20 protein-coding genes and 1 pseudogene are annotated in these 24,852 nt (G+C 67.4%); 8 read left to right on the top strand and 13 right to left on the bottom strand.

Translation table 11 applies throughout. The features are described 5' to 3' along the window. Positions 1 to 630, top strand: a pseudogene (locus GTY47_RS40305) (IS21 family transposase); the annotation flags it as partial. Between the two features lie 194 nt (positions 631 to 824). Further along, entirely contained in the window at positions 825 to 1,619 is a 795-nt protein-coding gene (istB, locus tag GTY47_RS18795; protein WP_010049032.1) for an IS21-like element helper ATPase IstB, read from the top strand. Positions 1,620 to 1,674: 55 nt separating this feature from the next. On the opposite strand, the gene GTY47_RS18790 is transcribed toward istB, so the two are convergent. After that, on the bottom strand, positions 1,675 to 2,505 hold the full coding sequence (locus GTY47_RS18790; RefSeq protein ID WP_029181818.1) for a transglutaminase-like domain-containing protein: 831 nt from the start codon (positions 2,503 to 2,505) through the stop codon (positions 1,675 to 1,677). Between the two features lie 133 nt (positions 2,506 to 2,638). Here GTY47_RS18790 and GTY47_RS18785 point away from each other — a divergent pair, with 133 nt between their 5' ends. Next, positions 2,639 to 2,818, top strand: a complete 180-nt coding sequence (locus GTY47_RS18785; protein ID WP_029181817.1) for a hypothetical protein — start codon at positions 2,639 to 2,641, stop codon at positions 2,816 to 2,818. 330 nt (positions 2,819 to 3,148) lie between these two features. Continuing rightward, positions 3,149 to 3,436 (top strand): hypothetical protein, encoded by a 288-nt coding sequence (locus GTY47_RS18780; RefSeq protein WP_010049028.1) that lies wholly within the window; start codon positions 3,149 to 3,151, stop codon positions 3,434 to 3,436. 102 nt (positions 3,437 to 3,538) lie between these two features. Here the strand turns inward: GTY47_RS18780 and GTY47_RS41885 are convergent, their stop codons facing one another. Together GTY47_RS41885 and GTY47_RS18775 are read right to left on the bottom strand one after the other, a co-directional pair. Beyond that, positions 3,539 to 3,697 (bottom strand): hypothetical protein, encoded by a 159-nt coding sequence (locus GTY47_RS41885; RefSeq protein WP_010049026.1) that lies wholly within the window; start codon positions 3,695 to 3,697, stop codon positions 3,539 to 3,541. Further along, on the bottom strand, positions 3,694 to 4,410 hold the full coding sequence (locus tag GTY47_RS18775; protein WP_010049025.1) for a hypothetical protein: 717 nt from the start codon (positions 4,408 to 4,410) through the stop codon (positions 3,694 to 3,696). Before GTY47_RS18775 ends, GTY47_RS41885 begins: the two co-directional genes overlap by 4 nt. Before the next feature lie 1,228 nt (positions 4,411 to 5,638). Here GTY47_RS18775 and GTY47_RS18770 point away from each other — a divergent pair. After that, positions 5,639 to 7,405, top strand: coding sequence for a helix-turn-helix domain-containing protein (locus GTY47_RS18770; protein ID WP_010049024.1), 1,767 nt, complete (start codon positions 5,639 to 5,641; stop codon positions 7,403 to 7,405). A gap of 21 nt (positions 7,406 to 7,426) precedes the next feature. Here the strand turns inward: GTY47_RS18770 and GTY47_RS18765 are convergent, their stop codons facing one another. Continuing rightward, a complete protein-coding gene (locus GTY47_RS18765) occupies positions 7,427 to 9,553 on the bottom strand; it encodes a tetratricopeptide repeat protein (RefSeq protein WP_202458425.1) in 2,127 nt (708 codons plus the stop codon). Between the two features lie 881 nt (positions 9,554 to 10,434). Between GTY47_RS18765 and GTY47_RS18760 the strand changes: the two genes are divergently transcribed. Beyond that, on the top strand, positions 10,435 to 10,986 hold the full coding sequence (locus GTY47_RS18760; protein ID WP_010049020.1) for a hypothetical protein: 552 nt from the start codon (positions 10,435 to 10,437) through the stop codon (positions 10,984 to 10,986). Then, positions 10,986 to 11,357, top strand: a complete 372-nt coding sequence (locus GTY47_RS18755) for a hypothetical protein (RefSeq protein WP_158688494.1) — start codon at positions 10,986 to 10,988, stop codon at positions 11,355 to 11,357. Before GTY47_RS18760 ends, GTY47_RS18755 begins: the two co-directional genes overlap by 1 nt. Positions 11,358 to 11,866: 509 nt before the next feature. Here GTY47_RS18755 and GTY47_RS18750 read toward each other — a convergent pair. The 8 genes from GTY47_RS18750 to GTY47_RS18715 all read right to left on the bottom strand — a co-directional run bounded on the left by GTY47_RS18750 (position 11,867) and on the right by GTY47_RS18715 (position 18,872). Next, positions 11,867 to 12,340 carry a hypothetical protein gene (locus GTY47_RS18750; protein ID WP_158688493.1) on the bottom strand — a complete coding sequence of 158 codons (474 nt, stop codon included), beginning with the start codon at positions 12,338 to 12,340 and terminating at the stop codon, positions 11,867 to 11,869. After that, the gene (locus tag GTY47_RS18745; protein ID WP_010049016.1) at positions 12,337 to 13,020 is read right to left on the bottom strand and encodes a hypothetical protein; all 684 of its coding nucleotides are present in this window, start codon (positions 13,018 to 13,020) and stop codon (positions 12,337 to 12,339) included. Before GTY47_RS18745 ends, GTY47_RS18750 begins: the two co-directional genes overlap by 4 nt. Before the next feature lie 77 nt (positions 13,021 to 13,097). Further along, positions 13,098 to 15,125, bottom strand: coding sequence for a hypothetical protein (locus GTY47_RS18740; protein WP_010049014.1), 2,028 nt, complete (start codon positions 15,123 to 15,125; stop codon positions 13,098 to 13,100). After that, entirely contained in the window at positions 15,122 to 15,877 is a 756-nt protein-coding gene (locus GTY47_RS18735) for a hypothetical protein (protein ID WP_050810353.1), read from the bottom strand. The genes GTY47_RS18740 and GTY47_RS18735 overlap by 4 nt, the downstream gene beginning before the upstream one ends. A gap of 169 nt (positions 15,878 to 16,046) precedes the next feature. Next, entirely contained in the window at positions 16,047 to 16,616 is a 570-nt protein-coding gene (locus GTY47_RS18730; RefSeq protein WP_010049010.1) for a Crp/Fnr family transcriptional regulator, read from the bottom strand. 113 nt (positions 16,617 to 16,729) lie between these two features. Beyond that, the gene (locus GTY47_RS18725; protein ID WP_010049008.1) at positions 16,730 to 17,263 is read right to left on the bottom strand and encodes a Pycsar system effector family protein; all 534 of its coding nucleotides are present in this window, start codon (positions 17,261 to 17,263) and stop codon (positions 16,730 to 16,732) included. A 509-nt stretch (positions 17,264 to 17,772) separates the two neighbouring features. Next, positions 17,773 to 18,351 (bottom strand): hypothetical protein, encoded by a 579-nt coding sequence (locus tag GTY47_RS18720; RefSeq protein WP_158688492.1) that lies wholly within the window; start codon positions 18,349 to 18,351, stop codon positions 17,773 to 17,775. Between the two features lie 134 nt (positions 18,352 to 18,485). Further along, a complete protein-coding gene (locus tag GTY47_RS18715; protein WP_158688491.1) occupies positions 18,486 to 18,872 on the bottom strand; it encodes a phosphoribulokinase in 387 nt (128 codons plus the stop codon). Between the two features lie 850 nt (positions 18,873 to 19,722). Here GTY47_RS18715 and GTY47_RS18710 point away from each other — a divergent pair. Continuing rightward, positions 19,723 to 21,372, top strand: a complete 1,650-nt coding sequence (locus GTY47_RS18710; RefSeq protein ID WP_158688490.1) for a hypothetical protein — start codon at positions 19,723 to 19,725, stop codon at positions 21,370 to 21,372. 518 nt (positions 21,373 to 21,890) lie between these two features. Here the strand turns inward: GTY47_RS18710 and GTY47_RS18705 are convergent. Continuing rightward, entirely contained in the window at positions 21,891 to 24,323 is a 2,433-nt protein-coding gene (locus GTY47_RS18705) for a DEAD/DEAH box helicase (RefSeq protein WP_010049001.1), read from the bottom strand. Positions 24,324 to 24,852 lie beyond the last annotated feature (529 nt).

The raw sequence follows: 24,852 nt of genomic DNA, 5'->3' as shown, positions 1-24,852 counted from the left end.
CTCTTAGCCGAGCTGAACCTGCGCGTCGACCAGTGGGACGAACAAGACGATGCCCGCCGCATCCGGATGCGGCCCCGCACCATCGGTGAGTACTTCGCCGTTGAACAGCCCCTGTTGAAGCCGCTGCCGGACGAGCCGTTCGACACCAGCGGCACTTTCGCGCTGCGGGTGGACCGGCACAGCCGGATCTCGGTCCGCACCAACTGCTACTCGGTGCCGGTGCGCTACATCGGCCGCCGGGTGCGGGCAGTGCTGCACGCCAACGAACTGGTCGTCTACGACGGCAGCACGGAGATCGCCCGGCACGAACGGCTGATCGCCAAAGGCGGGGAACGGCTGGTCTTGGACCACTACCTGGAAGCCCTGGTGCGCAAGCCCGGCGCACTGCCCGGGGCGACCGCGCTCGAACAAGCCAAAGCTGCGGGGAAGTTCACCCCGGTCCACGACGCGTGGTGGGCCGCGGCCTGCAAGGTCCGGGGCGACCGCGACGGCACCCGGGCCCTGATAGACGTGCTCCTGCTGGGCCGGCGCATCCCGCGCGAGCACCTGGTGGCCGGGCTCGCCGCCACCCTGCGGGTGGGCGCGCTGACCGCGGACGCTGTCGCGCTAGAGGCCCGCAAGGCCCAGTAAGCCGACGACGCCGACACCACCCTGCCCGAGCCGGAGCCGCGGCGGCGGGAGCCGACCGTCACCTTCCTGACCGCGCGGCGGCTGGCCCATTTCCCGCCCGACACCCGGCCGCTGCCCTCACCGGCCCCCTACGACCAGCTCCTTGGCCGCCGCACCCGCGGCAACACCGCTGCCAGCAAGGGAGAACAGATGCCATGAACGCCACCAGCCGCCGCCGGATGAGTGAGCAGGCGGCCGAAACCGCCGTGGTCGGCGCCTGCAGGATGCTCCGGCTGCCCACCATCCGCGGGAAATTCCCGGACCTGGCCGAGCAGGCCGCCCGCGAGCAGATGTCCTACCTCGCCTTCCTCGCCGAACTGCTGCTGGCCGAATGCGACGACCGAGCCCGCCGCCGCTCCGAGCGCCGGATCAAGGCCGCGGCCTTCCCCAGGCAGAAGTCGCTGGGGGAGTTCGACTTCGACGCTAATCCCAACATCCACGCCGCCGTCGTCCACACGCTTGCGACCTGCGAGTGGGTGAAGAAGGGGCAGCCGCTCTGCCTGATCGGCGACTCCGGCACTGGCAAGTCTCATTTGCTGATCGCGCTGGGCACCGAGGCCGCGATGGCCGGGTTCCGGGTGAAGTACACCCTGGCGACGAAGCTCGTCAACGAGCTGGTCGAGGCCGCGGACGAGAAGCAGCTGACCAAGACGATCGCTCGCTACGGCCGTGTCGATCTTTTGTGCATTGACGAACTCGGCTACATGGAGCTCGACAAGCACGGCGCTGAATTGCTCTTCCAGGTTCTGACTGAGCGTGAGGAAAAGAACAGTGTCGCCATCGCCTCCAATGAGGCTTTTGGCGGATGGACCAAGACGTTTACCGATCCCCGGCTCTGCACGGCCATCGTCGACCGGCTGACCTTCAATGGCACGATCATCGAGACCGGCACCGACTCCTACCGCCTGGCCCAGTCTCGGGCCAAGGCCGAACAGGCTGCCATGACCTGAGCAAGATGGGGACCGGAACGGCGGGCGTTGCCCAGTGCCCGGTCCCTGCCCTGCTTCAAACGAGCACGTGCTGCGGAACTGCCAGATCGTCATGGGCGAACAGACGTGTCAAGGCGGGTGAATTGTCCTTGGCGCAGGTGTCGGCGACCACATCGATCAGCTGGTCGTAATCGGGACCGGTCTTGCCCTCATAGGCCGCGGTCATGCGGCCCCACTCGTCCCAGTTGAGTGTCTCCTGCTTGCAGAGCGCGGCGAGGTCGCGGACGGCGTTGCCGCTGATCTCATGCGGTCCCCAGGCGTGATCGGTGCCGGCCACCCCGAACAGGGCCGGGTCGATCAACCCGTTGCGATAGTGGAGCCACGCTTCACCCCCGGTGAGGAATTCGCCCGGGGCGAGGTCGTCGGGGCGGTCGACGTAGTTCTTGCCGAGGTGCTCGGTGTCGACCCGCACCCAGCGGTTGTGGTCTTCATCCCAGTACTCGGTGATCCAGTGATCGACGCCGCGGTCCTTGAGGAAGTAGGTGCCGAAACCACACCGAGCTCGGGAGGCGATACCCCGCGCCCGCAAGATCGCACAGGCGATGGTCGCGAAGTGACGGCAGGTGCCGATCACCCGCGTCTCGGGCGTTCGGGGCTGATGAAGCGGCGCAGGGTCCAAGGCGGTCAACGCGGTGATCAGCTTGTCGACCGGCCTGATGTTCTTCTCGGCGATCCGGTCCTCGGGCACCCCTAGCGCCGCGGCGTCTGCGGGCTGGATGACCAGGCCCTGCACGGCGGCACAGACGCCCACGGGGTCCTCCGGCAGTCCCTCAATGAGCCGGAGCTGGGCCGAGTCCAGGCTCGTTAAGAGCCCAGGTCGAGAGTAGTTGAGCACGTCATCGGTCATAACCGGGCATCGTAAGGGCCAGGGCTGACACCGAGACCGGGCTCAGCCCCTGCCGGGCTCTCGTGTTGCTAGAACTCACCGATATTTCTGCGGCCGAGCCGCCTCAAGCGTTCCCCGAACTCACCGTCAGGCGTTGCTGCTTCCCACCGACACAATCAAGACGCCGGAGTACTTCCGCAGCATCCTCGGCAAGATCGCCAAGCCGGTGATCGACGCTGGCATCGAGGAGGAGATCACCTCCCGCGCCTTCGGCAGCGTCGAGGAGTTCCAGGCCGCCCTGCCCGAAGACGTCACGGTCAGCACCCTCCAGTAGGTCCTCTGCATCCGGGGGCGGGTGCACCCAAGAGGTGCACCCGCCCCCGCACACATCCAGGAAGGATCAAGCCGTGCCGTCACTCCCCAAGCCGCATGTGATCATGACTAAGACCCGGGCCGCAGGGCACGGCTCCGGCCTTCCGGGAGCGCGGCACATCCGGTCCTCGCGCAACGACCGGCCTTACCACTACATGGTGCACAGCAAGCACTTCGCATACGAGGAATACGCCCTTCACCTCGGCCAGGTGAGCCCGGTCAGGAGTACGTCGCCTGCGACCGCTCCGGCTACCGGTACCGCGTCGAGGCCTCCCAGCCTGGAGACACCTACGTGCAGGTCACGGTTCTCACCGACGGCATCCGCTGCAAGGTGAAGCCGACCAGCCTGCACACCGACCTTGCGCGCCGCACTGGCTACCTCCTGGCGTCCCTGGGCGACGCCGAATGGGAGGCCGACCCGCGTACGTCCTGTACCGCGCGCAACGGGCACGCATCGCCGACCGAGCGTCCGAGAAGTGGGGACACTGACCTGCGCACACCCGACGACGTCCGCACCCGCGCCGCCGAACTGGAGAGTCGGGTTCCCCCGGTCACTCCGAGCCGCGTCACGGTGGCGTGAGCGGGGGCCAGGGAGCTGACCGCGTCCAGTTCAGCGTCCACCTCCCGCTCCAACTCTTCCCGGGGCGCGAGAATTCACGGCAGGGGTTATGGCGCTCCTGGTTCAGTTCTCGGCGAAGACGAGGTCCTCGGGCGGGTGGGTCATCCGCACCTTGCTGTCGATGACCTCGACGATGGCGTCGAGGCCGGTGGTGGAGTGGCCCGTGGAGATGATCCAGAACTCGTCCGCGGCCTGGTCGAGGAAGGCGGGAAAGCCGGTCAAGTCCGGGTTGTTGGGGTCGCCGAGGTACAGGTGTTCACCAGCCGCCGGAACAGCTTGGGCAGGATCACGGCGTCGTCCTGGAGGGAGTCGATGTCGGTGACGGTCGCGCCGTCGAGCGTGTCGTCGTCCCTCCACAGGCCCTTGTTCTCCTCTTGTGCCTGGCGCACCGCGGCGGTCAGCTCGCCGCGCAGGTCGGGGAAGAGGTTGGTGTAGTACGTCGGGTAGGCCAGGCCCTCTTTGAGGATGTAGTGGTTGAACGTGGTGTGCAGCAGCGCCTCGTCGACGTTGATTTGCGTGCCGCTGGTGCCCGGGGGTGTGCCCTTGCCGGCGAGGGCGATGCAGCGCTTGTCGCGGCCCGCGCCGCGGGTGAGGATCCAGCCGGGTCGGGTGGTGGGGGTGGCGGCGGTGACGGTCTCGTCCGGCGCGCGGTCGACGGTGGTGAAGCCGAGCCAGTTCGTCAGCGCGTCCCGTGCGGCACGACCGTGGAGCCACGGCTGGTGGACCTCGGGGTTGCCGTTGCGTGTGTAGTGCGTCTCCAGTGTGTCGATGGCGTCCAGCCGTAGCTTGGCTTTGCCGGAGGTGTTGTGCTCGACCTTGTGGGGGCCGGGGACGAGGTCCCACTCCGCCTTCTTGTCGGGCTTGAAGTGGATGGTGTCTCCGTCTGACCGGCCGTTGAGGATGTGGTACGAACCCGTGATCAGCAACATGGGCATGGCGATGCGGCTCCCTCACGGTAGGCATGAACGCCGGAACGGACTTTCACTCAGCGTTACAGGGTAGGAGCATTTTCTGTACAGATAGTGAAGCGGCGCGTGAAGTTCGCTCGTTGAGCCCTTTTCGGCCCCGCGGCCGGAATTGAGGCTTTCGGCCTCGGCCGGTGGGGTCTGCTGTCGTGGGGACGACAGCAGACCCCCGTTCTCCTTCCTCGCGCTGGCCCAAGCTGATGGGCAAAAGTTTCGCTTCGCTGGCCGCCGGGTCAGATGCCGGGGCAAACGGCGGCGCCCAGGCCGAGGGCGGCGCAGATGCAGAGGGTGCGCAGGACGCCTCACCGGAGTTTGATAGCGAGGGCGGCGGGGCGCAGCCGCGGACCGCGGTATCACGCTGCCGGTGAAGCAGAGGAGGAGGCTGGTTGCGGAGTGCTCGGGCGCTGGCCTGAAGGATCGTCCCAGACAACGTCTTGTGGAGGTGGACCGGCGGCATCCACGACCGCCGGACCCTGCACGCCGCCCGGCCGGGGAGGTGAGGCGGGCGTTCGCGGAGACGCCGCGGGCGCCGTCCGCCTGCCCGATCGGCGTCGCAAGGAGACGTGCCTACCCCCACCTTGTGGGGTAACTCACAGTAACTGAGCTGTGGGGTGCGTGCGTTGGGTGAGATGCGTGGCCACAGCGGTTGCGCTGCCTGCGGTTTCGTGGACCGGCTCGATGTGTCCGTAGGTAACCAGGGACCCGGTGCGCGGAGTGGGTTTGCTCACCGATAGGGTGTGACGTGCGCCCCCTCCCTGGCTGAGCACCTTCGAAAATGCAGCCAAGGAAGGGAGCGCAGGAGATGGCGTCATCTCCGACGGGGCTGCCAGCCCCGAAGGAGGGTGACCAAGCACCAGCTGGAGGCCAGTCCAGCGGCTTCCGGTAGTCACCGGTCGCCAGGTGCGTGGAACCCTCGCCCCAAGGGCCTCGCGTCTCTTCGTCCTAGGCAGGGTCGGAAGATGCGGGGCCCTCTCCTTATGTGTCCAAGGGTCTGGGAGCCGAATCTGGTGGGATACGGCTTCTGGGCCCATGGGTGGTGAGCCCTCATAGTGAAGGCCTAAGGCCAAACTCTACAGCCCTTCGCCCGCTTGATTGCCAACATGGCTGTTCACGGGTCACAGCTGGCCCCAAAAATCTTGGCGCTGCATCGTGATGGGGTGTCACTAAACTGCACCTACCGTGGTGTTGGGAGGTCGGAATGGCACGAGGGCTCGCCGACATGTTCGACGGGGCAAGGCTGCGCCAGGCACGGGCCGCAGCTGAGGACGGGCGGGGGATCAGCGCTGAGGCGCTGGCGCGGCGTATCGACGCCACCAAGTCCCAAGTGCTCGCGTATGAAAACGGATTGGTCAGACCTGATCCGCGGCGGATCCGAGATCTGGCGCAGGCCTTAGGGATCGAGCCGCTGCAACTGTCAGACGCCAGCCGGGCCCAGGCATGGACCTTGGCCGATCTGCGGCGCGCTCACGGGCTGCGAGCCGCAGACGTCAGCAGAGCGTTGAGTCTGTCCTTGCGGACGTATCGACGTCTGGAGAACGAGGGCATCGTGCCGGCGCACAAGTTCAATCTCATGAGCGAGCTGGCGGAACTGTTTGCGATCACTGCGGGTGAGGTGGAGGAGCATTTGCGCCGGGCTCCGCTTCTGTCACAGCGCTTGGACGAGGTGCGTGAGCCGCTGTCCTGCCTGCTGTCCTTTTACTTGCAGCCGAAAAATCTAGACAAGCCCGATCCGGGTGACGACGAGATTATCGCGCTGGCCGGTCTGTATCGTCGGTCGCCTTTGACGATTGCTCGCATCGTGGGTCACGAGATCGCTCGGCTGAGGGGGATGCGGCGGCGCAAGGCGAAGTTCGATGCTGCAGCGAACTACGGTGCCACCGCCGAGGAACAGGCCAAAGGGCAGGCGGCCGCCCAGGCTGAGGGGCGCAAAATCCGTGAGGTCATCGATGCTCTTCCGCAGAACTTGGACACCTTCTTCCGGTGCATGCTGCCCCTGGACGCCTGGCGTGCCATCGCCCTCTTCCACGCGTTGCGGCCGCTGGGCGGCTGGCTCTCGACCGGGCAACTGAACGCAACCAGCGAGCAACTCGCCATGATCCCGGCCCAACTGCTCGAGCGACGAACCACCGGAAAGGATGCCGCACAGGCGGAGTACCGCATCTCGGAGCAGGGCGCCAAACATTGCGCCGCTTACCGGCCTTGGTATGACGCGTGCTACCCCGCCGTACAGGCTTTCGTCCAGGTCAACGAGCGAGCCCTGGCTGGCCACATGCAGCAGTCCGACCTCCACGACCTCCTCGCCCAATCGGAGGCCGTGCTGTTCAGCTTCGACGGACTGCTCTGTCGGCTGTTCGGCCGCAATCTGCAGACCGTTTCAGAACGCCTGCTGAGCGGAGCGCAGTCGCTGCAGCTGGTCTTGCCACCGCAAACCCCAACCGATCCGGTCGGCATGTTGCGCGCTCTGGTACGCCATGGCACACCAGCTCAGATCAACCAGTTGGACCGACTGCTGTCGCAATTCGAGATGGAAGCCGCGCGACACGTCGCTCCGCTTCCGGGAGTGAGTCAGCTGCTGCGTGCCTTGGCGGACAGCCCTCGGCGCTTGGCCGTGGTCACCGACCACGCCTCCGACGCGGTGAACGTTTTCCTTGAGCGGCTGCCGACCGACATCCCGCCCGGCCGGATCGCTGTCTTCGGCCGCCCCGGTGATCCAGAGCTGATGAAACCCAACCCGCACGGGTTGTCGCAGGCGACCGCGGCTCTGAAGGCTCCGCACGCCCGCGTGCTGCTGATGGGGGAGTCGATCGCCGATGCGCTGGCTGCCCAGACGGCGGGTATCCCGTTCGTTGGTGTCGCCGCCACGACACGGCAGGCTCGGATGCTGCGTGATGCCGGGGCCAGTCGCACTGTGGCCAGCGTGCGCACCATCACCGCCGTGGTCAGAGAGCAGCAGGCTGGCGCCTGACCCTGCCGCATGCGGTCGCAGTCATTCCTCCTTGCTGGAGCGCCCCCGGGTGAAAGCCGCAAGGGCATGTGTGTAGCGACGGGTCTGGGGATGGTCGGCGCCCAGCAGCTGGCGGGCGGAGTCGCAGACCTGCTGTAGCAGCTGCAGTGCCTCGGTGCTGCGCGACAGCGCCTGCAGCACCGTCGCCAGGAGATGAGCCGTCGCCAGCGTTTTGGGGTGACAGAACCCGTAGAGACGTGTCCTGGAATCCAGGACACGTCGGCATTCGTCGTGAGCCTGTTGCATCAGACCCAGGTCGTGCAGGACGCAGGCGTGATTGTGGCGAGTGGTGGCGGTGCTGGGATGGTCTTCGCCGAACTGCTGCAGCCGGATCGTGAGCAGCGCATGGTATTCCTGCCGGGCTGCCTCCAGATCGCCCCGGTCGTGCAGGACGCGTGCCAGCTCGTGTCGCGCTGCGAGCGCGTTCGAGTCCTGCTGTCCTCCGGTGCGCAACCGCGCCCGGTAGACGCATCGCAGATGGTCTTCGGCCCCGTCCAGACGCCCCATGTCGTGCAGAAGCCTGCCGAGCTCATGGCGGGCGATGAGCGTGTCGTGATGTTCCGTGCCGCAGATGCGATCCAGGGAGCTCCACACCTGCAGTCGCAAGGGTTCAGCGTCGTGCAGTGCGCCTAGGTCGTGCAGGATGGAGGCGAGATTGTGTCGGGTGGTGATGGTCTCCACATGATCCGGACCTAGCACCTCACAGCGAATGTCCAGCACCCGTTTGAAGCCGCTCCGGGCTTGGGCGAACAGTCCCTGGGTCTGGAGGTAGCGGGCGGCGAGTTCCGCAGCATCGGCGCAGACTGTCCGCTGAGGGACGGACAATTGGGGGAGACCGTCTCCGGCGTGTTGCAGCAGATCGAGTGCGTGCGGTGTCAAGGCCGCCCATGCGGACCAGGACTTTGGGTCTTCCGGGGGGAGGCGTACCTCGTCCAGCCGCAGGGCTTGCTCTATCAGCGTGACAGCGGTGGTGGTCTCGGCACGGGCGATGTCCCGAATCAGCGGATGCAGTCTCACGCAGGGCAGCCCTCCATTTGTTGCGGATAGGTCTAGAGGATCTACTAACCCCAGTGCGGCAAGTTCGCGCAGCGTGCGCCACAGTGTCGTTCCGTCCAGATCGGCAAGGCCAGGCAGGACGGCCGACACTTTCGCCGGCCGCAGCAGCAGCGTGTATGGAATCGGCGCCTCACCGAAGGCGGACAGCACCGTCAGCAGCCGTCCTGCGTGAGCGAAACCCATCTGATGCAGCAACTCGATCGACATCTGCCAGGCATGGGCGATCACCCGCGCCGGATTGAGGCTGCTGCCGTGCTTGTTGAGTACCTGGTGGTAGGTGGCGAAGTCCAGGGGCATGCCCGCTTCCCTGAGGGCTTCCGGCATCGTGTTGACTTCCGCCAGATAGGAGCCGGCCATCGACAGCGCCAAAGGCAGGCCGCCCAGCCGTCTCCCCAGTGCCTTGGCCGCCTGCACCGTCCCGGCGTGATTACCAGCGTGGTCCAGTAGAACCTGCGCAGCATCGTCGGGCGCCAGGGGGCCCACTGGGTGCAGAACTGCGGCCCCGCCCCACCAGCGAGCCACCCCGTAACGGGTGGCCACCACGACCATCCCGTCGTTACAGGCATGCGGGCGCAGCCAACCTGTCCCCGCGGCCAGCCGGCCGGGGCCGTCCAGCACGGTGAGATCTTCCGCATTGTCCACGATCAGCAGCCAGGGCCGAGTCGAGGCATTCAGCCTCTCCCATAAAGCATCTGCAGCGGCCTCGCCGACCTCGTCCTCGTCCAGACCCGTGTGCCGCGCCACCACCCGCATCCCGGCTACAAACGTTGCCGCGTGGCGGGCATCCACCCACCACACCCGACGAGGGCCAGTCCTGGAGAGCCGATACACCAGCTCCAGGGCGATGGCCGTCTTGCCGCTGCCGCTGATTCCGTGCAGCACGTGCATACGGCCATCGCTGCGTCCCGCGCACAGATGCAGGAGCTTCTCAACCAACTGCTCCCGCCCTCGCAGTGGGTAGCGCTGATCGCGTTCCGCCACTGGTGGTGCCACGGTCACAGCCGTCCGCTCACCCGGCGTCGCTGCGGACACCACCAACTGGGCGACGTCCATTCTCCCGGCCGCCACGGAGCCGAGCTGAGCGATCACCTGGGCCGTCGAGCCTGCGGTGGGGACAGGAATTACGGTTGCGGCCGGTGGGGAAAAGGGGGCGTGAGGTGAACCCCGCCGTCTACTCGAACCACGCCACCTGCCACCGAGCCACCCTCCGCTGTCACCGACACATCGCCTCCCGCCACCAGGCCGCCCGCACCGGCCTGGTGCCCGGGCAGCTGAGGTGACGTACCGGCAGATGCAACGAGCTCACGCAGTTCGGTGACGACCTGCTCACGCTCATCCGGACGCAGAGTCTGCAGGAACACCTCCCAGCGTGTCTGCCATACACCTTGCCAGTAGAGGCGTTGTCGCTCGAGGTCTCCCTCGCCTGTCACGCCGGCTTCCGTTTGATCGAGACGGATCAGCTCAGCCTGATGCTGCTCGGAGTCCCCTCCGCCCAGCATCTGGGCAGCGCGCTCTCGAACACTTCTCCAGGCATCGGTGCCTGCGGCCTGTACGACCGCCAGGCCACCTGCCGTCGCTAAGGCCGCGATCGACTCAGCTAACACACGCCCCCCAATGCGATATGAATATCCCGTTCCGCATACACGTTCGTTGGCCATTGCTAGTCGTCGGGTGATGCTCCATCAAATACTTCCGCTAAATCTGCCCTGTCACCCCTCCCATTTCCACCCCCAGGCAAGGGGTCATAGTGGACGGTGACCGTGCTGTGCAACCACTCACGAGGACCGATGTTCACCTGATCACGGAGTGTGACATCGGAAAGGTCACGGCCACCAGGTGGGACGTGTAGGGTCCGAGTCTGGCCGACGAAGGCCCGCTGCCTGACAGGCAGAAACCCCTCAACAGCCTGGTGCACAACCGAAGGAGGCCTGGCCTTGAGCCGCCGGCGGGCCGAGCAGCGCCGCGACGACGACCCTCAACGCACACATATGCGGCTGCAGTACAAGAGTCTCGTCGTTCCTCTGCAGTTCTACCTGTTCGTCAAGTGTGCAGCCCTGCACCTCGACCCCCGCAAAGTCGCCGACGAAGCCTGGATTTTGGCCTTCTCTGAGCCCCACAGCCTCCGCGGCTACCGTGCCCTGCGCGAGAGGGCGGACGGCATCGTCCAAGAGCGCATCGACGCTGGCGTTGACACGCGGGACGCCGACTACTCCCTGGTGCAAGTGTTCGACGCCTACTTCAAGGGCAAGTACCTCGCGCTGCGCGAAGGCCTGCAGGTGCTGGATGAACTGCCCCTTGACGACCGGCGGGCATACCAGGCGAAGCTTCTCGATCTCCTCGCCAATGAAAACGTCGCAGCGGTCATGGGAGCAGCCGTTTTCGAGAACCGAGAACGCGAGAGGGAAAAACTCGCTAACTTGGCAGGAGCGAACCACGATCTCAGCGTGCTCGAGTCGTTCTTCGCCGACGTGAGGGGGAAGCGCTAATGACGATCAAGACCAATGATGATCTCGTCGTCCGGCTCTACCGATCCTACGTAAGGCTCAAGCACGACGTCCGCGCCGATGACGATCTCGACCGACGCTTCGAACACGCACTAGACGCCGTTGAAACCCAACTCGCCACGCGTCACCCCCATCGCACATGGCGTCCCCGCCACCGTCGTTCCCGTCTTGCTGGCAGCGCCCGCTCCGCTCCGCACCGCCGCACTGCCATCACGACGTCTGCGGTCACCCTTTGCACCACGATTGGCGGCGTGCTGCAAGGCGCAGTAGGAGCGGTGATCTCCCTCAGTGTCAGCCTGCTTTTAGCTTGTACAGTGGCCGTGATCCAGCACGGCCCTGCCCGTCACGACTGACCGTCCGCTCATTCAGAACCGCTCGCGTGGCAGGATGGCTGGCCTCCGGTGCTGACATGCAGTGCCGATAACTGTCTGTCCCGTGAATGATCTACAGCGTGCCGACTGGTCTCGCTACTCCGTCATGAGAGCGGCGGATGCGGCGCGGGCGTGCTCGGGTAGGTGGTAGCGCGCGAAGAGACCCGTGGCGGCGACCGCGGCCGCCAGCTTCGTTGCGGTCGGCCGGTGCCTGCTGGCGCCCCGGGTCGATGCCGCAAGACCCACGCGCTGCCGGGTCGTCGGGTGTGGCGCTAACACCCCGGCAGTTGGCAGCCCCTGCCAGGGCTTGGCCCGACTCCCCACGACTGCCTGCCGGCTGGCTGATCCGCCGCACCACCTCACCGGTTGCCGCCGTGCGGAAGAAGACACCTGCTCAGAACCTCATTGCGCTTGTACGGTTCCAGCCGCGCCTCGTTGCGCATCAATGCCGTGCACCTGGTCGGCGCGATCGTCGGCAGCAGGCCGATACGTCACCTACGGCCGTCTGCTCGCCGTGATCCCTCCTCGCCGTCGCGGCTGATGCCGTCGCCGCCCCGTGGTGCCGGCTCCTTGCTGAGGACACCGCTCACCTGCTCGTCGCCGAAGGTGTTACCGGGCTCTGGCGGCCGCCCCCAGTCGAGGACGTGCAGGCCCGTGCTGTGGACGAGGAGCGGGTCCAGGCCGAGGAGCTGGATGGGGGAGTGGCCGTGGCGCTGCAGCCATGCGCGGCGGCGGCGTTGTTCTGTGCTGCTCAGTTTGTGCCAGTAATCGTGGTGTACTCCTGGAGTGCCGGGGTGTTCGTTGGCCCAGGCGCGGACGAGGGCGGTTTCGTCGGGCGCGGTGTGCAGGGTGATCAGGGCCCATGCGGTGTCATACGGCAGGGCCGGTCCGTGCTGGGCCATGAGCCGGCGGGTGCGCAGTTGCCGCAGAGGTGCCAAAAGCCATCGTGTGGTGCGGTAATTCATGTCGGCGTGCTCCCGGGGTCGTCGCGTTGCTGCCAGCGGGCGGCGGTGTCTTTGAGGTCGTGGTGACCCAGGGCGTGCAGGGTCTGGGTGAGGGCTTGTAGGAAGATCTCGCGCTGCTGTGGGGTGTGCAGAGCGGTGATAAACCGGTCGGTGAAGTGCCTGATGTCGCCGCGCAGATCGTCCTGTGCGGGGTCATGCGGCAGCGGCAGACCTTCTAGTGCGTCTGTCAGTTCCTTGAGCTCGCTGAGTCGGTCGGGGAATTCGGCGATCCACCACACCCTTCTCAGGTCTGGGTCGGCGAGCACGCGCTGCAGATGGGCCAGACGGCGCATCTGCAGCGCGTCCTCCAGGTCCAAAGTTTGTTGCCGGCGCGCATGTTCGGCGGCCAAGTCACGGTCGCGTGCCGTGGCGGTCAGCTGAACCGAGCCAGCTACCTCCAGGCCGGGGATGGGGTGGCTCCACCGCATCAGGGCGGTGTTGGCTGCGTCCTGGGCTGCGCCGAGATCGAGGACGGAGTACTGGCACAGCAGGCGGGTGGCCTGCTGGCGCAGGTGGTGGCGCGCGAGCGCGGCAGGGTCGTGGTGATCTGCCGGATCGGCGTGCGTCCGGCGCCATGCACCGTCGACGCGCACGGTGAAGAAGACGCTGGTGATGCAGCTGGCCATCCGCTCGTCGTTCATGACGAGCGGATGTGCCCCTTGGGTCTCGGCCGCATCGAGGGCGGCAGTTGCGGTTGTGCGGCGCCAGGGGAGGATGCTCACGCGGCCGTGACGATGGCGTCGTTGCCGGGCTCTGCGGCGGATCCGGGCTCCGCGGGGGAGGCCGTGTGCTGGGAGATCAGCAGGTCGAGCAGCAGCCTGCGCCGCATCCTGCCCAGGTCAGAACTGCCGGAGGAGCCAACCAGCAGTTCGGCTGCGCCCCGCTGGCCGAGATGGCCGTGCAGCACCGCCGCTGCCAGAGGCAGGACCTGGTCGTCGGACAACCGGGGGGAGTCCAGCCATGCGGCCAGACGCGCATGGGCCGTCCCAGCCGCATTGGGGTCCTGCAGTGCTGCCCGCCAGCCGCGGACGAACAACTCACCGGCGAGCGTGTCGGCGGCGTCTTCGCCTGTTTCCCGCGCTGCGAGCACCGGGAGAAGGGTGTCGCAGGCGATGTCGGTGAGGGCGAGAAACGTGTCTGTTCCGGCCTCGCGGACATCGCTGTCGGCGGCCTCGGCCCAGCCGACGATTTCCGACAGCACCAGGATGCGCTGTTCAGGAGTGCTCGCCAGACGGCGTACCGCCTCGGCTACCGCCTCGCGGGCCAGGCCGTCGCTGCGCGAGGCCAGCAGACGCAGCCGGGTCAGCGCGATGCGCGGATACGTCTGTCCCAGACGGCCGGCGCAGATATCGGCGACTGCCGTGGCGAGTTCCTTGCTGGTGCCCTTTTGATGGGCCCAGTCGTACAGCTGCTTGCGGACACCTGCGCCCGTCACCGGGTGGAGCGCCATTGTTTCCAGGACCTCAACGGCCAGCTCCCTGTGCGCGGAGCGGCCCGTGGCGATCCAGTCGCTCGCCACCAACTGCACCACCGAGCCGCCGGGCAGCAAGGACAGCTGCACCAGGCAGTCGGCGATGCGACGCAGATGGCGTACGGCGACCCCGTTGGGTGCGCTGATGTGCGAGGCCCACTGCAGCAGTACCCGGCGCAGCTGCGGCCGCTGCCGCCACACGTACTTCAGGACCGCTTCGGGCAGTCCGTGCTGCCGGGCCTCGAGCGAGAGCGCCTCGTCGTCGTCCTGTGAGGCCTTGATGGCGTGGAGCCGTTCGTCCAGGCCCCGGCCGGCCAGCGCGCCACCAGGCGGCAGAACGCCGCCGACCTCCGCGAAGAGCCGGTCCGCAGCATCCAGCACGACGTCAGCCGGCACACCTTCCAGCAGGGCGGCGGCAATCAGGAGCGCTCGCTCACGCAGGTCTTCCGGATTCGAATGCTTTTCGAACCACTTCTGCAGATGGTCCTGCCAGTCGGTGAACTCCTGCTTGACCGCGTCCCGGTTGTCTTCGCCAGCCTGAGCGACCAGCAGGGCCAGACGAGCGGCGTCGGACGGCTCAGCCGATTGGGCGAGCAGCGCGTCCAGGGGAGCACTGGACAGCCAGTCCACCCGGTCGGCTGCGAGGTGCCGCAGGTGGGCCTTGGCGATCTCGGTCGCCGGCGGGCGGATCATGCGCACACTGGGCACGGTCGCCAGCGTCCCGGGATTCCAGCCTTCCGGGGTCGCCAGGATAACCAGGAAGGCTTCGGCTGCTTCGGCTTCCTGCTGGTAGTCGGCGAGCCCGGTGTAGAAGCCCTCGTCCAGCCCACGGCAGGCCGTCAGATCCAAGACGAACCCGTGCCCCTTGGTGTGGGGAAGCTGCTCCGTGCGCGGCCGGTCCCAGTCCAGGACCAGCCAGCGGATCCGTTCCCGGGGCACCCCCACACTGTGCAGCACGCGCAGCGCGGCTGCGCGCCGGCCCGTGCCCGTCTCCCCGAGCAGCACCAGCACGTGGCGCCTGCCGTGCGGACGGTTCAGCATACTCACGGCGTGCGCCACCTGCCCGGAACCGTTGCTGCCCAGGGCATCGACAAACGCGTTCTCCACGAGGTCCATCTCGCGGTCAGCCATCCCGACCCCGCGCAGGTACTCCCAGCCGCGCACGTACCGGTGGTGGTGTTCCTCGTAGTCGCGACCGACCTGCGTCACGCGTGCGCGGCCGGACGCCTCGGCCTGCTGGACGGGCACCGCCTCGATGATGTCCGGCCCGCTCATGACTGCTCCTGACCGGTGATGTAGTCGCCGCCGACCTGCACCAGCCGCGCCTTGCCGCTGGCTTTCCCCTTCTGCCTCACACTGGACTTGCGCTCCTTGGCCTCCCGGCCCTTCGCGGCCTGCTGCGCGGCGGAATCCAGCGGCTCGCGTGGTGCTGCATCGCCACTCCTGGCGAGGTAGGCACTGATCACGGAGGGCACCAGCCCCGGGACGAACAGCCAGCATGTCTCCTCGAAGCCGGGCTTGCCGTCCACGCGGGCAGTGGCCTTGAGGAACTGGCGTTCCGTGAGAGCGGGCGTGCGGCCGGCGCGTACGGTACGGCGGAACACGGCGTCCGACACGGCAGCAGCCAAGAGGGCGCCATGGTCCATCGCAGCGGCCAGGGCGTCGCGGACTGCGTCACTGTCGACGAGCCGGCAGGCATCGACGGCGGCGTCACCGCGGTGCTCCGGCGGTGTCAGCGGCCCGACGTGCACGCTCGCCCGCAGCCGGATCCGAGGGGCGCTGGCCAGCCGCGTCTGGTCGTAGCGCTCGAGCGCCTGGCCGAGGTGGCCGAGGAAGGGATCGACCAGCCGCGCTGCGTGCCGGGCGGGCAGCACGAAGATGGCACCGTCCCCCCGGTCCTTGTAGGCACTGTCGAGCGGGGTGATGCTTTCGATCCGGCTCTGTGCGAACACGGTGGCCAAGATGTCGTCCAGATCGGTGCGGGTGGGCGCCATCTTCGCCTCGGGGATCTGGCTGTATTCCTTCATGTCGACGACCAGGAGGGCGTGCTCCGGCGGTACATCGACAGCGTCGGGCGGGACAGGAGAAGTCACGGGTCACCGGCCTTTGGGTCGCGGGAAGTTGCGGTGGCGCCCATGCTGGCCGTGCCCGGGCCCAGGTGGTGCCCAGCAGTGGGCACGGTGCCGGTGTGGTCGGTCACCTGTGGGCGTGCGCGTGTGACTGGATGGAGGTGAGGTCGCGGATGAGGAGCCCGCCGGCAGCCTCCGTGGCCAGCCACCCCCGCTCGCGCCACGGTTTGAGCGCCGTTCCCACGGCATTGCGGGACGCGCCGATCATCTGTGACAGCTCTGTCTGGGTCAGACGCACCACGTGCTCGGCGTGGCCTGCGGATGCGGCATGCATGAGGCGGCCCAGAGCCGAGGCCAGACGCACAGGAACCGGCGCGGTGGCCAGCTCGAGCCGTACCGTCTCCGCTTCGCGGACCCGGGCGATGGCGTGACGCAGCAGCGGAGTCAGCAGCCCGTGCGAGTCGACGAAGCCAAGAAAGTCAACGGCCGGGATGACGTGCACCCGGCAGTCCTCCGCAGCGATGACCGACGCGGTGCGCGGCTGGTCGTCCAGGACGGCCAGCTCGCCCAGCAGCTCTCCTGCGCCGCGCACCGCCAGCAGCGTCCGCTCCCCGTGCAGCCCGGTCAGGGTCACCAGGGTGGATCCGGAAGCCAGCAGGATGACATGCGTGCCGGGATCCCCCTGCCGCAGCAGCACACTTCTGGCCGGACGCATACGAACAGGGGCCAAGTCACGTAACCGGGACCATAAACGCTCACCGATGACCGCAGCATGCGGCTGATACATACTTCCCCCGAGTGTGGCGGCCGTCACGCCGCGATACTCTCAAGCGGCGTGTAAGCGATCAACAACCCAATTCCGGCCAACGTAACGGCGGCTGCAATGAGATCGGCAGCCCGCCTGACAGTGCGGAACTTCCGGCCCGCCAAAGCCGTGAACAGCGCCAGTCGTTCGGCCTCGGCTCGCGCAGGCCCGTCAACGCTCATGGCCGCCACGGCCGACAAGACCTCCTCGGACCGGCTGCAGTCCACAGCCTCCCGCGCGAAAACCCTGAGCCGGCCGCCCCGCGGCAGAACGGGACGAATCGCGGACAAAGCCGCTATAAGCGATAGGCCAAGTAAAACGGCAACGCCCGCCAGGACAGCGGTCAACAAAGCCCCAGCACTGGGCAGAGCCGACACAGCTGCAGCGTCGACGGCCAGCAAACCACCAGCCACGCCACACAAGGCCGCCGCCTTAGTGTCCGCCCGCTGCACCTCGGTGAACATCTCAGCAGCCTTGGCCTCAAGCCAGCCACGGCCCACCAGGCCCGTCGAACCGAAGTCCTCGCCGATGTCAGGCACGTAGCTCCTCCTTCAGGCCCTGCGCCGCCGCTTTCCGTACCCGTTCACCGTGCACGAACCCCGTCAGCCGAAGCGCCCACTGCAGGGCACCGCGCATGCTGAACCCGTCACAGCCACAGCGCGTCCCCCGGTCAAGCAGCACCACTCGACGGTCAGTGACACCTCAGGTGCACCCTCCGGTACCTGCGGTGTCCTGACGTCGGCCCACTACCGGCCACGGTCGCCCCCCAGCAGCCTTCACCGCGACACCCCGCACCCCACCGGGCGCACGCGGACGATGCCCTCACCCTTCCGCCTTTGTGGTCCTGGTAGCCGGTGCCTGGTCTGGGGGCTTTGAGGAAGATCTCCCGCTGCTGCGGAGTGTGCAAGGCGGTGACGAACCGGTTGGTGAAGTGCCCGACCTCGCCCCGCAGATCGTCGTCTGGGGGCCACCCGGCTGGCGCCCGGGCCCGTGGGAGGCGCAACGGCTCAGCGTGTGGAGGTGACATCGTCTGTAGCCGTACGCCTTGTCAGGTCGCCGAACCCGCAAGCCAGTGCGCGAAGGGCGTGCGCACGTCCGGGACGTGCAATGGCGTTGTGTCCGCGCCTGCGCCGCGCGCTGCCTTCAGAACTGCCGCAAGGTCCTCGGTCGCGAGCGTATCCACAGGGCACACCTGGCATTCCGCTTCCTCTGCGCGTCCCGCCGCGGCGTCTGCGAGGGCCCGGAGGTGGGCGAGGGCGTCGAGACCGCGGTCGACGCGCAACGCGTGCCAGGTGCCGCGTTGCGCATCGACCGCGGTCTCGACGCCCGGATACACGGGCAGGCCGATGTGGCCCTCATGAACTCGGACGAGGACGGTCTGGAGGAGGTAGTCGCACAGATCGGACTCGGCCTGATGGTCACCAGACGAGGGTTTCCTCACGAACCCGGGGCCCCACAGGTACTGCGCGGGGAAGGCGGTGGTCGCGCTGCGTGCGTCGAACTCCAGGAGATTGAGGTCGGTGATACCGCCCGGGTACAACACGGCGCGGATCAGGATGTAGGTGGATGCCTCTTCGCCGCGGTCTCGGCCAGTTGGTCGGCGTAGCCGGCCGTGTCTTCTCACCATGGTCGCTCCAGCCGATGGCGACCACGCTTCGACTGAGCGGCGCGGGATACAGCCGGCCTCCTGGTGTCGGACGTCCCGAGGGCCGATCAGGCTGGCGGCGCCGGAGGTCAGAACGGTGCTGTACAGGGAGACGATCAGGGATTCTGGATCAGGAAGTCCGCCGCTTCCCGTGTCCTGTGCTTGCGGTGGAACGTCTCCTCCTGTGCTGCCCACAGTGGCCACATCTGGGCCGTGGAGAGACCATCCCTGGATTCCACGCGTGCGCGGCGCTGCGGCGTGTTTGCCTCCACCCAGATCGTGGAGTGAAGGTACGGCGCCGACTGCAGGCTGTACGAACCGACGCCCTCTACGATCAGCGGTCCGCCGGGACTGATCGTGTGGGTCTCGGCGAATTCCCCCGTGTACCAGTCGTATCTGCGCCAGATTGCCGGGCGGGACTCCGACAGTGGGCGCAGTATCCAATCGACGAGGTACTGGGCACCCTGCTCCAAGCCCGTCCAGCCCGGATAGATGTCGTCCATGTGAAACACGTCGGCCCCGGACTGGGCTGCGATGCACGCAGCCAACGTCGTCTTCCCAGCTCCGGACGAACCGTCGATGGCCAGTACGAAATCCGGTCGGCCAGAGGGGCCATGTACAGCGCCCGCGATCCGTACGGCGGACTCGTGCATCTCCCGGGAGATGCACGCGCAGCCTCTGAGGTGCACGCTTGCCAGCGGTTCCATAGCACTCGACAAGATCCACCTCTTCACCGCGGCCGCCCGGTGGCACCAACGTCCCACAGGGGCCCAGTGTGTTCAAGACGATCCTGATCGACGGCGTAGTGAACGGGCGCCGCTGATGGCAGCAGTGAAGCAGGCGAACAGCTCGACCCGGTCCGCTGGCCGGGAGCCCCGCAGCACCCGTAGAAACCCACAGGTCAACGCTACGAGACGGGCGGTTGCACAAACCGCAGCCGCGATGATCAGCAACAGATTCCACGTATCCACGATCTTGCCCTCCAAGCTGCACCCGACTCCCCGCCCTCAATCTGCCGCTGTCCCACCATCCGCACGCGGCTTGGGACAGCCCCGGATGGCCCAGATATCCGGTGCTGTCGCCGGGACGTGTCAGGATGCCCCGGGCAGCTCACGGATGCCGCCGCTCGGGGCAGTTATCGGGAGAGTGCAGGCGAAGCGGGAGTCACTGCCTTCTCACCGCTTCGACCAACCCCCCGGCACTTGTGCGGCGACAGCCCAGCATCTCGGCGGTCAGAGCCCCATGTTGGGATGTTTCGGAACGCCCTGACCGCGTAGCCCGATACCTATCCGGGGAAGAGCTAATGCGGAACAGGTGCAGGGCAGAGACCGGGGGACGTGGCCAATGGGGGACATGCACCGCACGAGAATGCTGATGTCGTTCATGGACGACCTCTGCGCCATGAAGCGCCTGGCTGGCCTTTCGTACGAGCGCATCGAGCAACTGTCGCAGCGGCAGTTCCACGAGGGAAGGCGGCTTAATTCCCTCGGCTCGACAGGCATGCAGGTGCTTGCTCGCACCACCACTCACCGTATGCTCAAGAACGGCGATGTATCTGTCGCCGACCGTCCCCGCGTCATGACGTTCGTCGCGGTCTGCCTGAAGGCCGCCGATGAGCGAGGCGTCGCATTGCCCGCTGACTGGAGGGACGCAGACCGGTGGGCCCGCAGGTGGTCGATGCTGGTCTCAGAGTCCCTGTCGAAGACCGCCCGCCCCATCGCCAATTGCTGGGGCGACGAACAAGACGACGACGGCTCAGGGGAGGGCGACGCTGCAGGACTGGTGCGGCTGGCCCCAGTGGAGCAACTCTGGCCCGCCCGCAACCCGGAGATCGGGGAGCTGGCCACGGCGATCCGGCATCTGGGACGCTCGGGCCGTCCGGAGGCGGCCGCCTCGCAAGCCAACGAGCTCGTCCAGCGCTGCGCCCAGCGGCTCGGCGGTGACCATCTAGGCACGCTCGCCGCTCGGCAGGCCGCGGCTTACTGGGCCGGGGAGGCGGGTCGAATGAGGGAAGCGGTCCGGCTGACCAAAGCCGTTCGTGAAGACTCCCGCCAGATGCTCGGCCCCGACTCGCCTTACACACGTCTGACTGAGCGGCGGCTCGTCTACTGGGTAGGCACCGCCGGCGACTGGACTGGCGCCTGGCACCACGCCAACAGGCTGCTCACTCGTTGGGAAGGCGATCCGGCTGTGGACGCGCTGGACCTCAGCCTGGCCCGGATCGACGCGCTGTACGCGGCCGCCCAAGTCAGGGGCTGGAACTCCGCGGTCCACTACCTCCGTCATGAGATCCCCGGTCTGTCTGAGCTGTTGGGCCCGCACCACCCGATAGTTCTGTGGGTGCGAGCCAGCGTCGTCGAGGGCCTGATCCGCTGCGGTGAGACGGCGGAGGCTACTGACTGCGCCGTCAATCTGGTGGAGGACACCGAAGGGCGGTTCGGCGCAGATCACCAGCGGGTGCTGTGGGCCCGGGCGGCGCTAATTTCCGTGCTGCGCGGGTCGAAGCGCTTGTCAGAGATGGTCGACATCGCCCGCGTCAATGCAGCGGAGGCTGACCGCATTCTCGGGTACCTGCACCCCGAAGCAGTGAAGATCAAACTCACGTATGTCGAATCGCTACACGACGAGGGCGCTGTCACCGAGGCTCAGGAAATCGGTCACGAACTCCTGGCGACGGCGAACGCTTCCATGGGTTGGGACAGCCTCAGCATGCTGCGCATCCGGCTCGCCCTGTTGAAGACCGGCGATACGGACGTCGGCGGCAGCCGTCCGGTCGTGGATGCCACCCCTGAGAGCTTGTATGCGGACGCCCGTCGACTGCTTGGACCGGACCACGAAGTGACGCTCAGGGCCCGCCTGTTATACGTGTCCCGCGGTAGCCCGCGAGATCGCGATCAGCGTCTCGCCGAACTAACCGAGGATTGTGTCCGGGTGCTCGGCATCGGTCACCCGCTCACCGCGGAGGTACAGATGGCTCTCGAGACCGCGCCCGACGTCCCCTGAGGCCAGGAGTTCGACCCGACTGGAAGTTGCTGCTCGATGCGTCAGACCGCACTCACACCAGTCGGGCCCGCAGGGTCGCGCGCTCGGAGTGGGCGACGACGACCTTGACCTCATCCGTAGGCGACCAGTATTTCGAGGGTGATCGTTGACGGCACCGGGTTTATCGCCTGCGATTGCGCGGGTTGTCTGCTCGGCGCCGGGCAGCGCGAAGGACGCCCCATTCGGCGAACGGGCGGAAACACCACGCACTGCCCGAGCACGAGGACGACTGCACGTGGGACAGTTGCTCCGAACTTCTCTTCCAAGACCACGACGTCCCGATGCTCTTCGGCGCATCCCTTACCGGCATCGAGGACCCAGACAGCCCGACGAACCAGGGCCTGGGAATGGAAGACCTCCGCCTGCTCGCCTGGTTCGACACCCTTCAACAAGAGGGAGGCCCGAAACCCACGCCGAGGCTTCCGCCGCTGACCTTGCCCCCACGCCCGACCATGCCCCGGTCACCTCATACCCGGGGCTCAGGCCCACTTCATCCCGGCGTCACTGAGCTCCCGCACCCGCTCAGGGGCCAGGCGCTGTTTACGTGCACGGCAATTGGCGATGAACACTCCCAGCGCACGGTCGTCGCCGTCCACGGTCTCCACGTGCTGGCGAGGGACGTTCAGGTCCCCTTCCCGCTGCTGGTACTGGCGGGCTGCGGCGAGGTTGTCGGCCCACATCTGCGCCCGCGTCCTGCCCGGGGCAGGGCCTGTCTGAGGCTGCCCCTCGCCCGGCGCCAAGTGCAGTACCTCGGTGAGCAGCCACTGCTGCGCGGGCAGCAAGCCGTCCCATACGGCAACAGTGCGCTGGGCGCCGGCCCAGCGCCCGAGGTCCTCGCCCTGGACGACGAGCTCCCCGGGCTCAGTGGGCAGTTTCCCGCCGCCGTTCACATGGGCGCGGGCGAGGTAAAAGCACCGCTGCCAGGCGATGTCCCAGACCGGGCACCAAGCGGGATCGATCGCCTCCAGTTCCCGCCACCGCCGCGCTCCGTCACGCTTTCCCGATGCCCGGCCCCCGTCGGGACCGTTCTGCACCGCTCGTTCTCGTCGTGCGGCGGCACGCTGGTCACGCAGCCAGATCCCCACGGGGTAGCCCTGCCAGGTTGCCTCGGCGGGGGCAAGGAGGTGCCCGTGCTCCGCCGCCCAGCGGCGTGCGGCGTCCAGGCCTTCGGAGAAGGCCACCTCGCGGTGGGACCACACCATTCCGGCTGCGTCCAGTTCCCTCACCCGTTCCTCGGCCAGGGTGCCCTGACGGTAGGCGATGCGCTGTTTGGCGATCCATACCCCCAGTGCGAAGCCGTCGGGGGCGGTATACCCGTATGGGATCCGCAGGTGCCCGTGATCGGCGGCGTAGGCGGTCGCGGCCTGCAGCCCCCGCCGCCAGTACTCGCCCTCGGGCCGCAGCACACGCGCCCGGATGAACGCCGCCAACTGCACCGGGTCCCGGGCCGTGGAGAACTGCAACAGCCCCTGCGCCGCCCCACTGACCACCCCACCCGCCGTCCCGCCCGTGACCGAGGGAGCCTGCCGGCCGGGGGCCTGGGGGACGGCGAGCTGCTCGACGGCCTCGGCATCGTGCGCGCGCAGCGCGGTCAGCACCTTCACCAGATGCGTGTACGACCGCGAGGCCAGCATCTCGTCCGGCTCCTCACCCGGCTCCAGGAAAACCGGCACCACCAGCGAGGCCACCTTGCCCTCCCCAGGCTGCATCCGCAGCGCCCGGCCCACGGCCTGCACCACATCAGGCGTCGAGCCCCGCGCATCCACGAACACCACCGCATCACACGCCGCGGTATCGACCCCCTCGCCGAGCACACGCGCCGACGACAGCACGCACAACTCCATCACGGCATCCTTCACCACCCCAGCGGAAAAGGTCTCCAGCACCTGCCGCCGGTGCACCGCCCGATGCTCCCCGCACAGCCAGTCCGCCCACACCGCCCCCGGCTCCACGAACGAGGCCGCATCGGCCTCCCACAGCGACGCGGCCACCCGCCCCAGCCCGCCGGCGAAAGCCTCCGCCTCACTCGTACGATGATGAAACGTCAGCACCCGCCGCAACCGGTGCTCCGCAGCAGTCTTCAAAACCGCCGTCTGCAAGGCCGCCAACCGCACCCCCCGCACCTCATCCGTATACGCCTGCGCACCCACCAACTGCACCGCCGACAGCTGCGAGTCAGCGATGTCCACACAGACCACCTGGTACTGCGCGATCAACCCCCGCTCGATCGCCTCCGACATCGTCAGCCGGTACACCACCGGCCCGAAGATCTCCTCATCGTCCATCGACGCCACCAGCCGTCCCGCCCCATCGGTCGGCGCCCCCTCAACCCCAGGCACCTCCCACAATCGTGGAGTCGCCGTCATGTACAACCGCCGCACCGCCGGCAACCGCCGATCGTCATGCACCACAGCCCACGGCTTCCCCAATACCCCCGCCGTCCGGTGGGCCTCATCCACCACCATCAGATCCCACCGACCCACACCGGCCGCATGAGCACGCTCCAGCACACCCAGCCCGGCAGCCGCATACGTGGCGAACACCGTCACCCGGCCCTCATGGGCGAGCCACCCTGCCAACTCATTAACATCCGTGGTGCACCGCACCCCTACAGCGGCCTGCTCCCGTTCGGAACACACCCCGAACAACCGACCACCCCGGCCGCCGGCACGCCATACACCCACCATCTGACCCAGCAGATCGAGTGTGGGCACCAGAACCAGCACCTGTTCGGCACGGAGCCCCTGGGCGGCATAGACCGCGATAAGGCTCTTCCCTGCCCCTGGAGGCGCGATCACCTGCGCACGCACCGCTGTGTCCGCGAGCCCTCTGCTCATCGGAGACCCGAGCGCACGGACCACTGCGTCAACTGCCTCGACCTGATGAGGACGGAGCCGCTGCTTCCTGGGCACGAGATCCCGCCTTCCGATCTACGGGGGCAGTAGGCCCTCAGAGTAGAATCTCTACAGGAGAAATTTATGATGCAAGGCCCCAGAGGCCAAGCCCATCACACGCTATAAGTGAGCATGGCTCATGCCCGACGGGCTCTGCACCCGAACCTCGAAGACGCCCATCCCGCCCCAGCAGTATGGGACAATGCACCCCCTCAAAAATGACGCACCGTCATAGGAAGAACCTGACGAGCGTCAAATACTTCGGTACAAATGCTGCATCACCTGATGCAGGGCACCTCCCCTCGCTGCTCGGGCCGAAGGCCCGTTGGCCGCACCGCGCAGCGGGGCCGGCCTGCGTGGCGCATCGAGCCACGGGGTGGCTGGAGCGCAGCGTAAGCCGCCCTCACGAGGCCGCAGGCCGCAGAGCTCCGGGAGCGCAGCGGACGGAGCGTCACCTGCCTTGCGCAGCAAGGCAGGTGACGCTCGTGCGGAGCACGAGCGCAACACCCGTGCGGAGCACGGGTGTTCGCTTGCCCATCGCGCAGCG

The organism is Streptomyces sp. SID5464, from assembly GCF_009862985.1.
Taxonomy (GTDB): Bacteria; Actinomycetota; Actinomycetes; order Streptomycetales; family Streptomycetaceae; genus Streptomyces; species Streptomyces chartreusis_D.
The sequence above is the reverse complement of the archived record's forward strand: the minus strand, read 5'-3'. Positions and strand labels throughout refer to the sequence as shown.

Excerpts from the sequence above, each read along its gene's own strand:
- GTY47_RS18775 (WP_010049025.1), bottom strand. The coding sequence starts at position 4,410 with ATGCCCATGTTGCTGATCACGGGTTCGTACCACATCCTCAACGGCCGG.
- GTY47_RS18755 (WP_158688494.1), top strand. The coding sequence starts at position 10,986 with ATGACGATCAAGACCAATGATGATCTCGTCGTCCGGCTCTACCGATCC.
- GTY47_RS18770 (WP_010049024.1), top strand. The coding sequence starts at position 5,639 with ATGGCACGAGGGCTCGCCGACATGTTCGACGGGGCAAGGCTGCGCCAG.
- GTY47_RS18710 (WP_158688490.1), top strand. The coding sequence starts at position 19,723 with ATGCACCGCACGAGAATGCTGATGTCGTTCATGGACGACCTCTGCGCC.
- GTY47_RS18720 (WP_158688492.1), bottom strand. The coding sequence starts at position 18,351 with ATGGTGAGAAGACACGGCCGGCTACGCCGACCAACTGGCCGAGACCGC.
- GTY47_RS18765 (WP_202458425.1), bottom strand. The coding sequence starts at position 9,553 with ATGGACGTCGCCCAGTTGGTGGTGTCCGCAGCGACGCCGGGTGAGCGG.
- GTY47_RS18735 (WP_050810353.1), bottom strand. The coding sequence starts at position 15,877 with ATGAAGGAATACAGCCAGATCCCCGAGGCGAAGATGGCGCCCACCCGC.
- istB (WP_010049032.1), top strand. The coding sequence starts at position 825 with ATGAACGCCACCAGCCGCCGCCGGATGAGTGAGCAGGCGGCCGAAACC.
- GTY47_RS18715 (WP_158688491.1), bottom strand. The coding sequence starts at position 18,872 with ATGGACGACATCTATCCGGGCTGGACGGGCTTGGAGCAGGGTGCCCAG.
- GTY47_RS18740 (WP_010049014.1), bottom strand. The coding sequence starts at position 15,125 with ATGAGCGGGCCGGACATCATCGAGGCGGTGCCCGTCCAGCAGGCCGAG.
- GTY47_RS18790 (WP_029181818.1), bottom strand. The coding sequence starts at position 2,505 with ATGACCGATGACGTGCTCAACTACTCTCGACCTGGGCTCTTAACGAGC.
- GTY47_RS18745 (WP_010049016.1), bottom strand. The coding sequence starts at position 13,020 with ATGAACGACGAGCGGATGGCCAGCTGCATCACCAGCGTCTTCTTCACC.
- GTY47_RS18750 (WP_158688493.1), bottom strand. The coding sequence starts at position 12,340 with ATGAATTACCGCACCACACGATGGCTTTTGGCACCTCTGCGGCAACTG.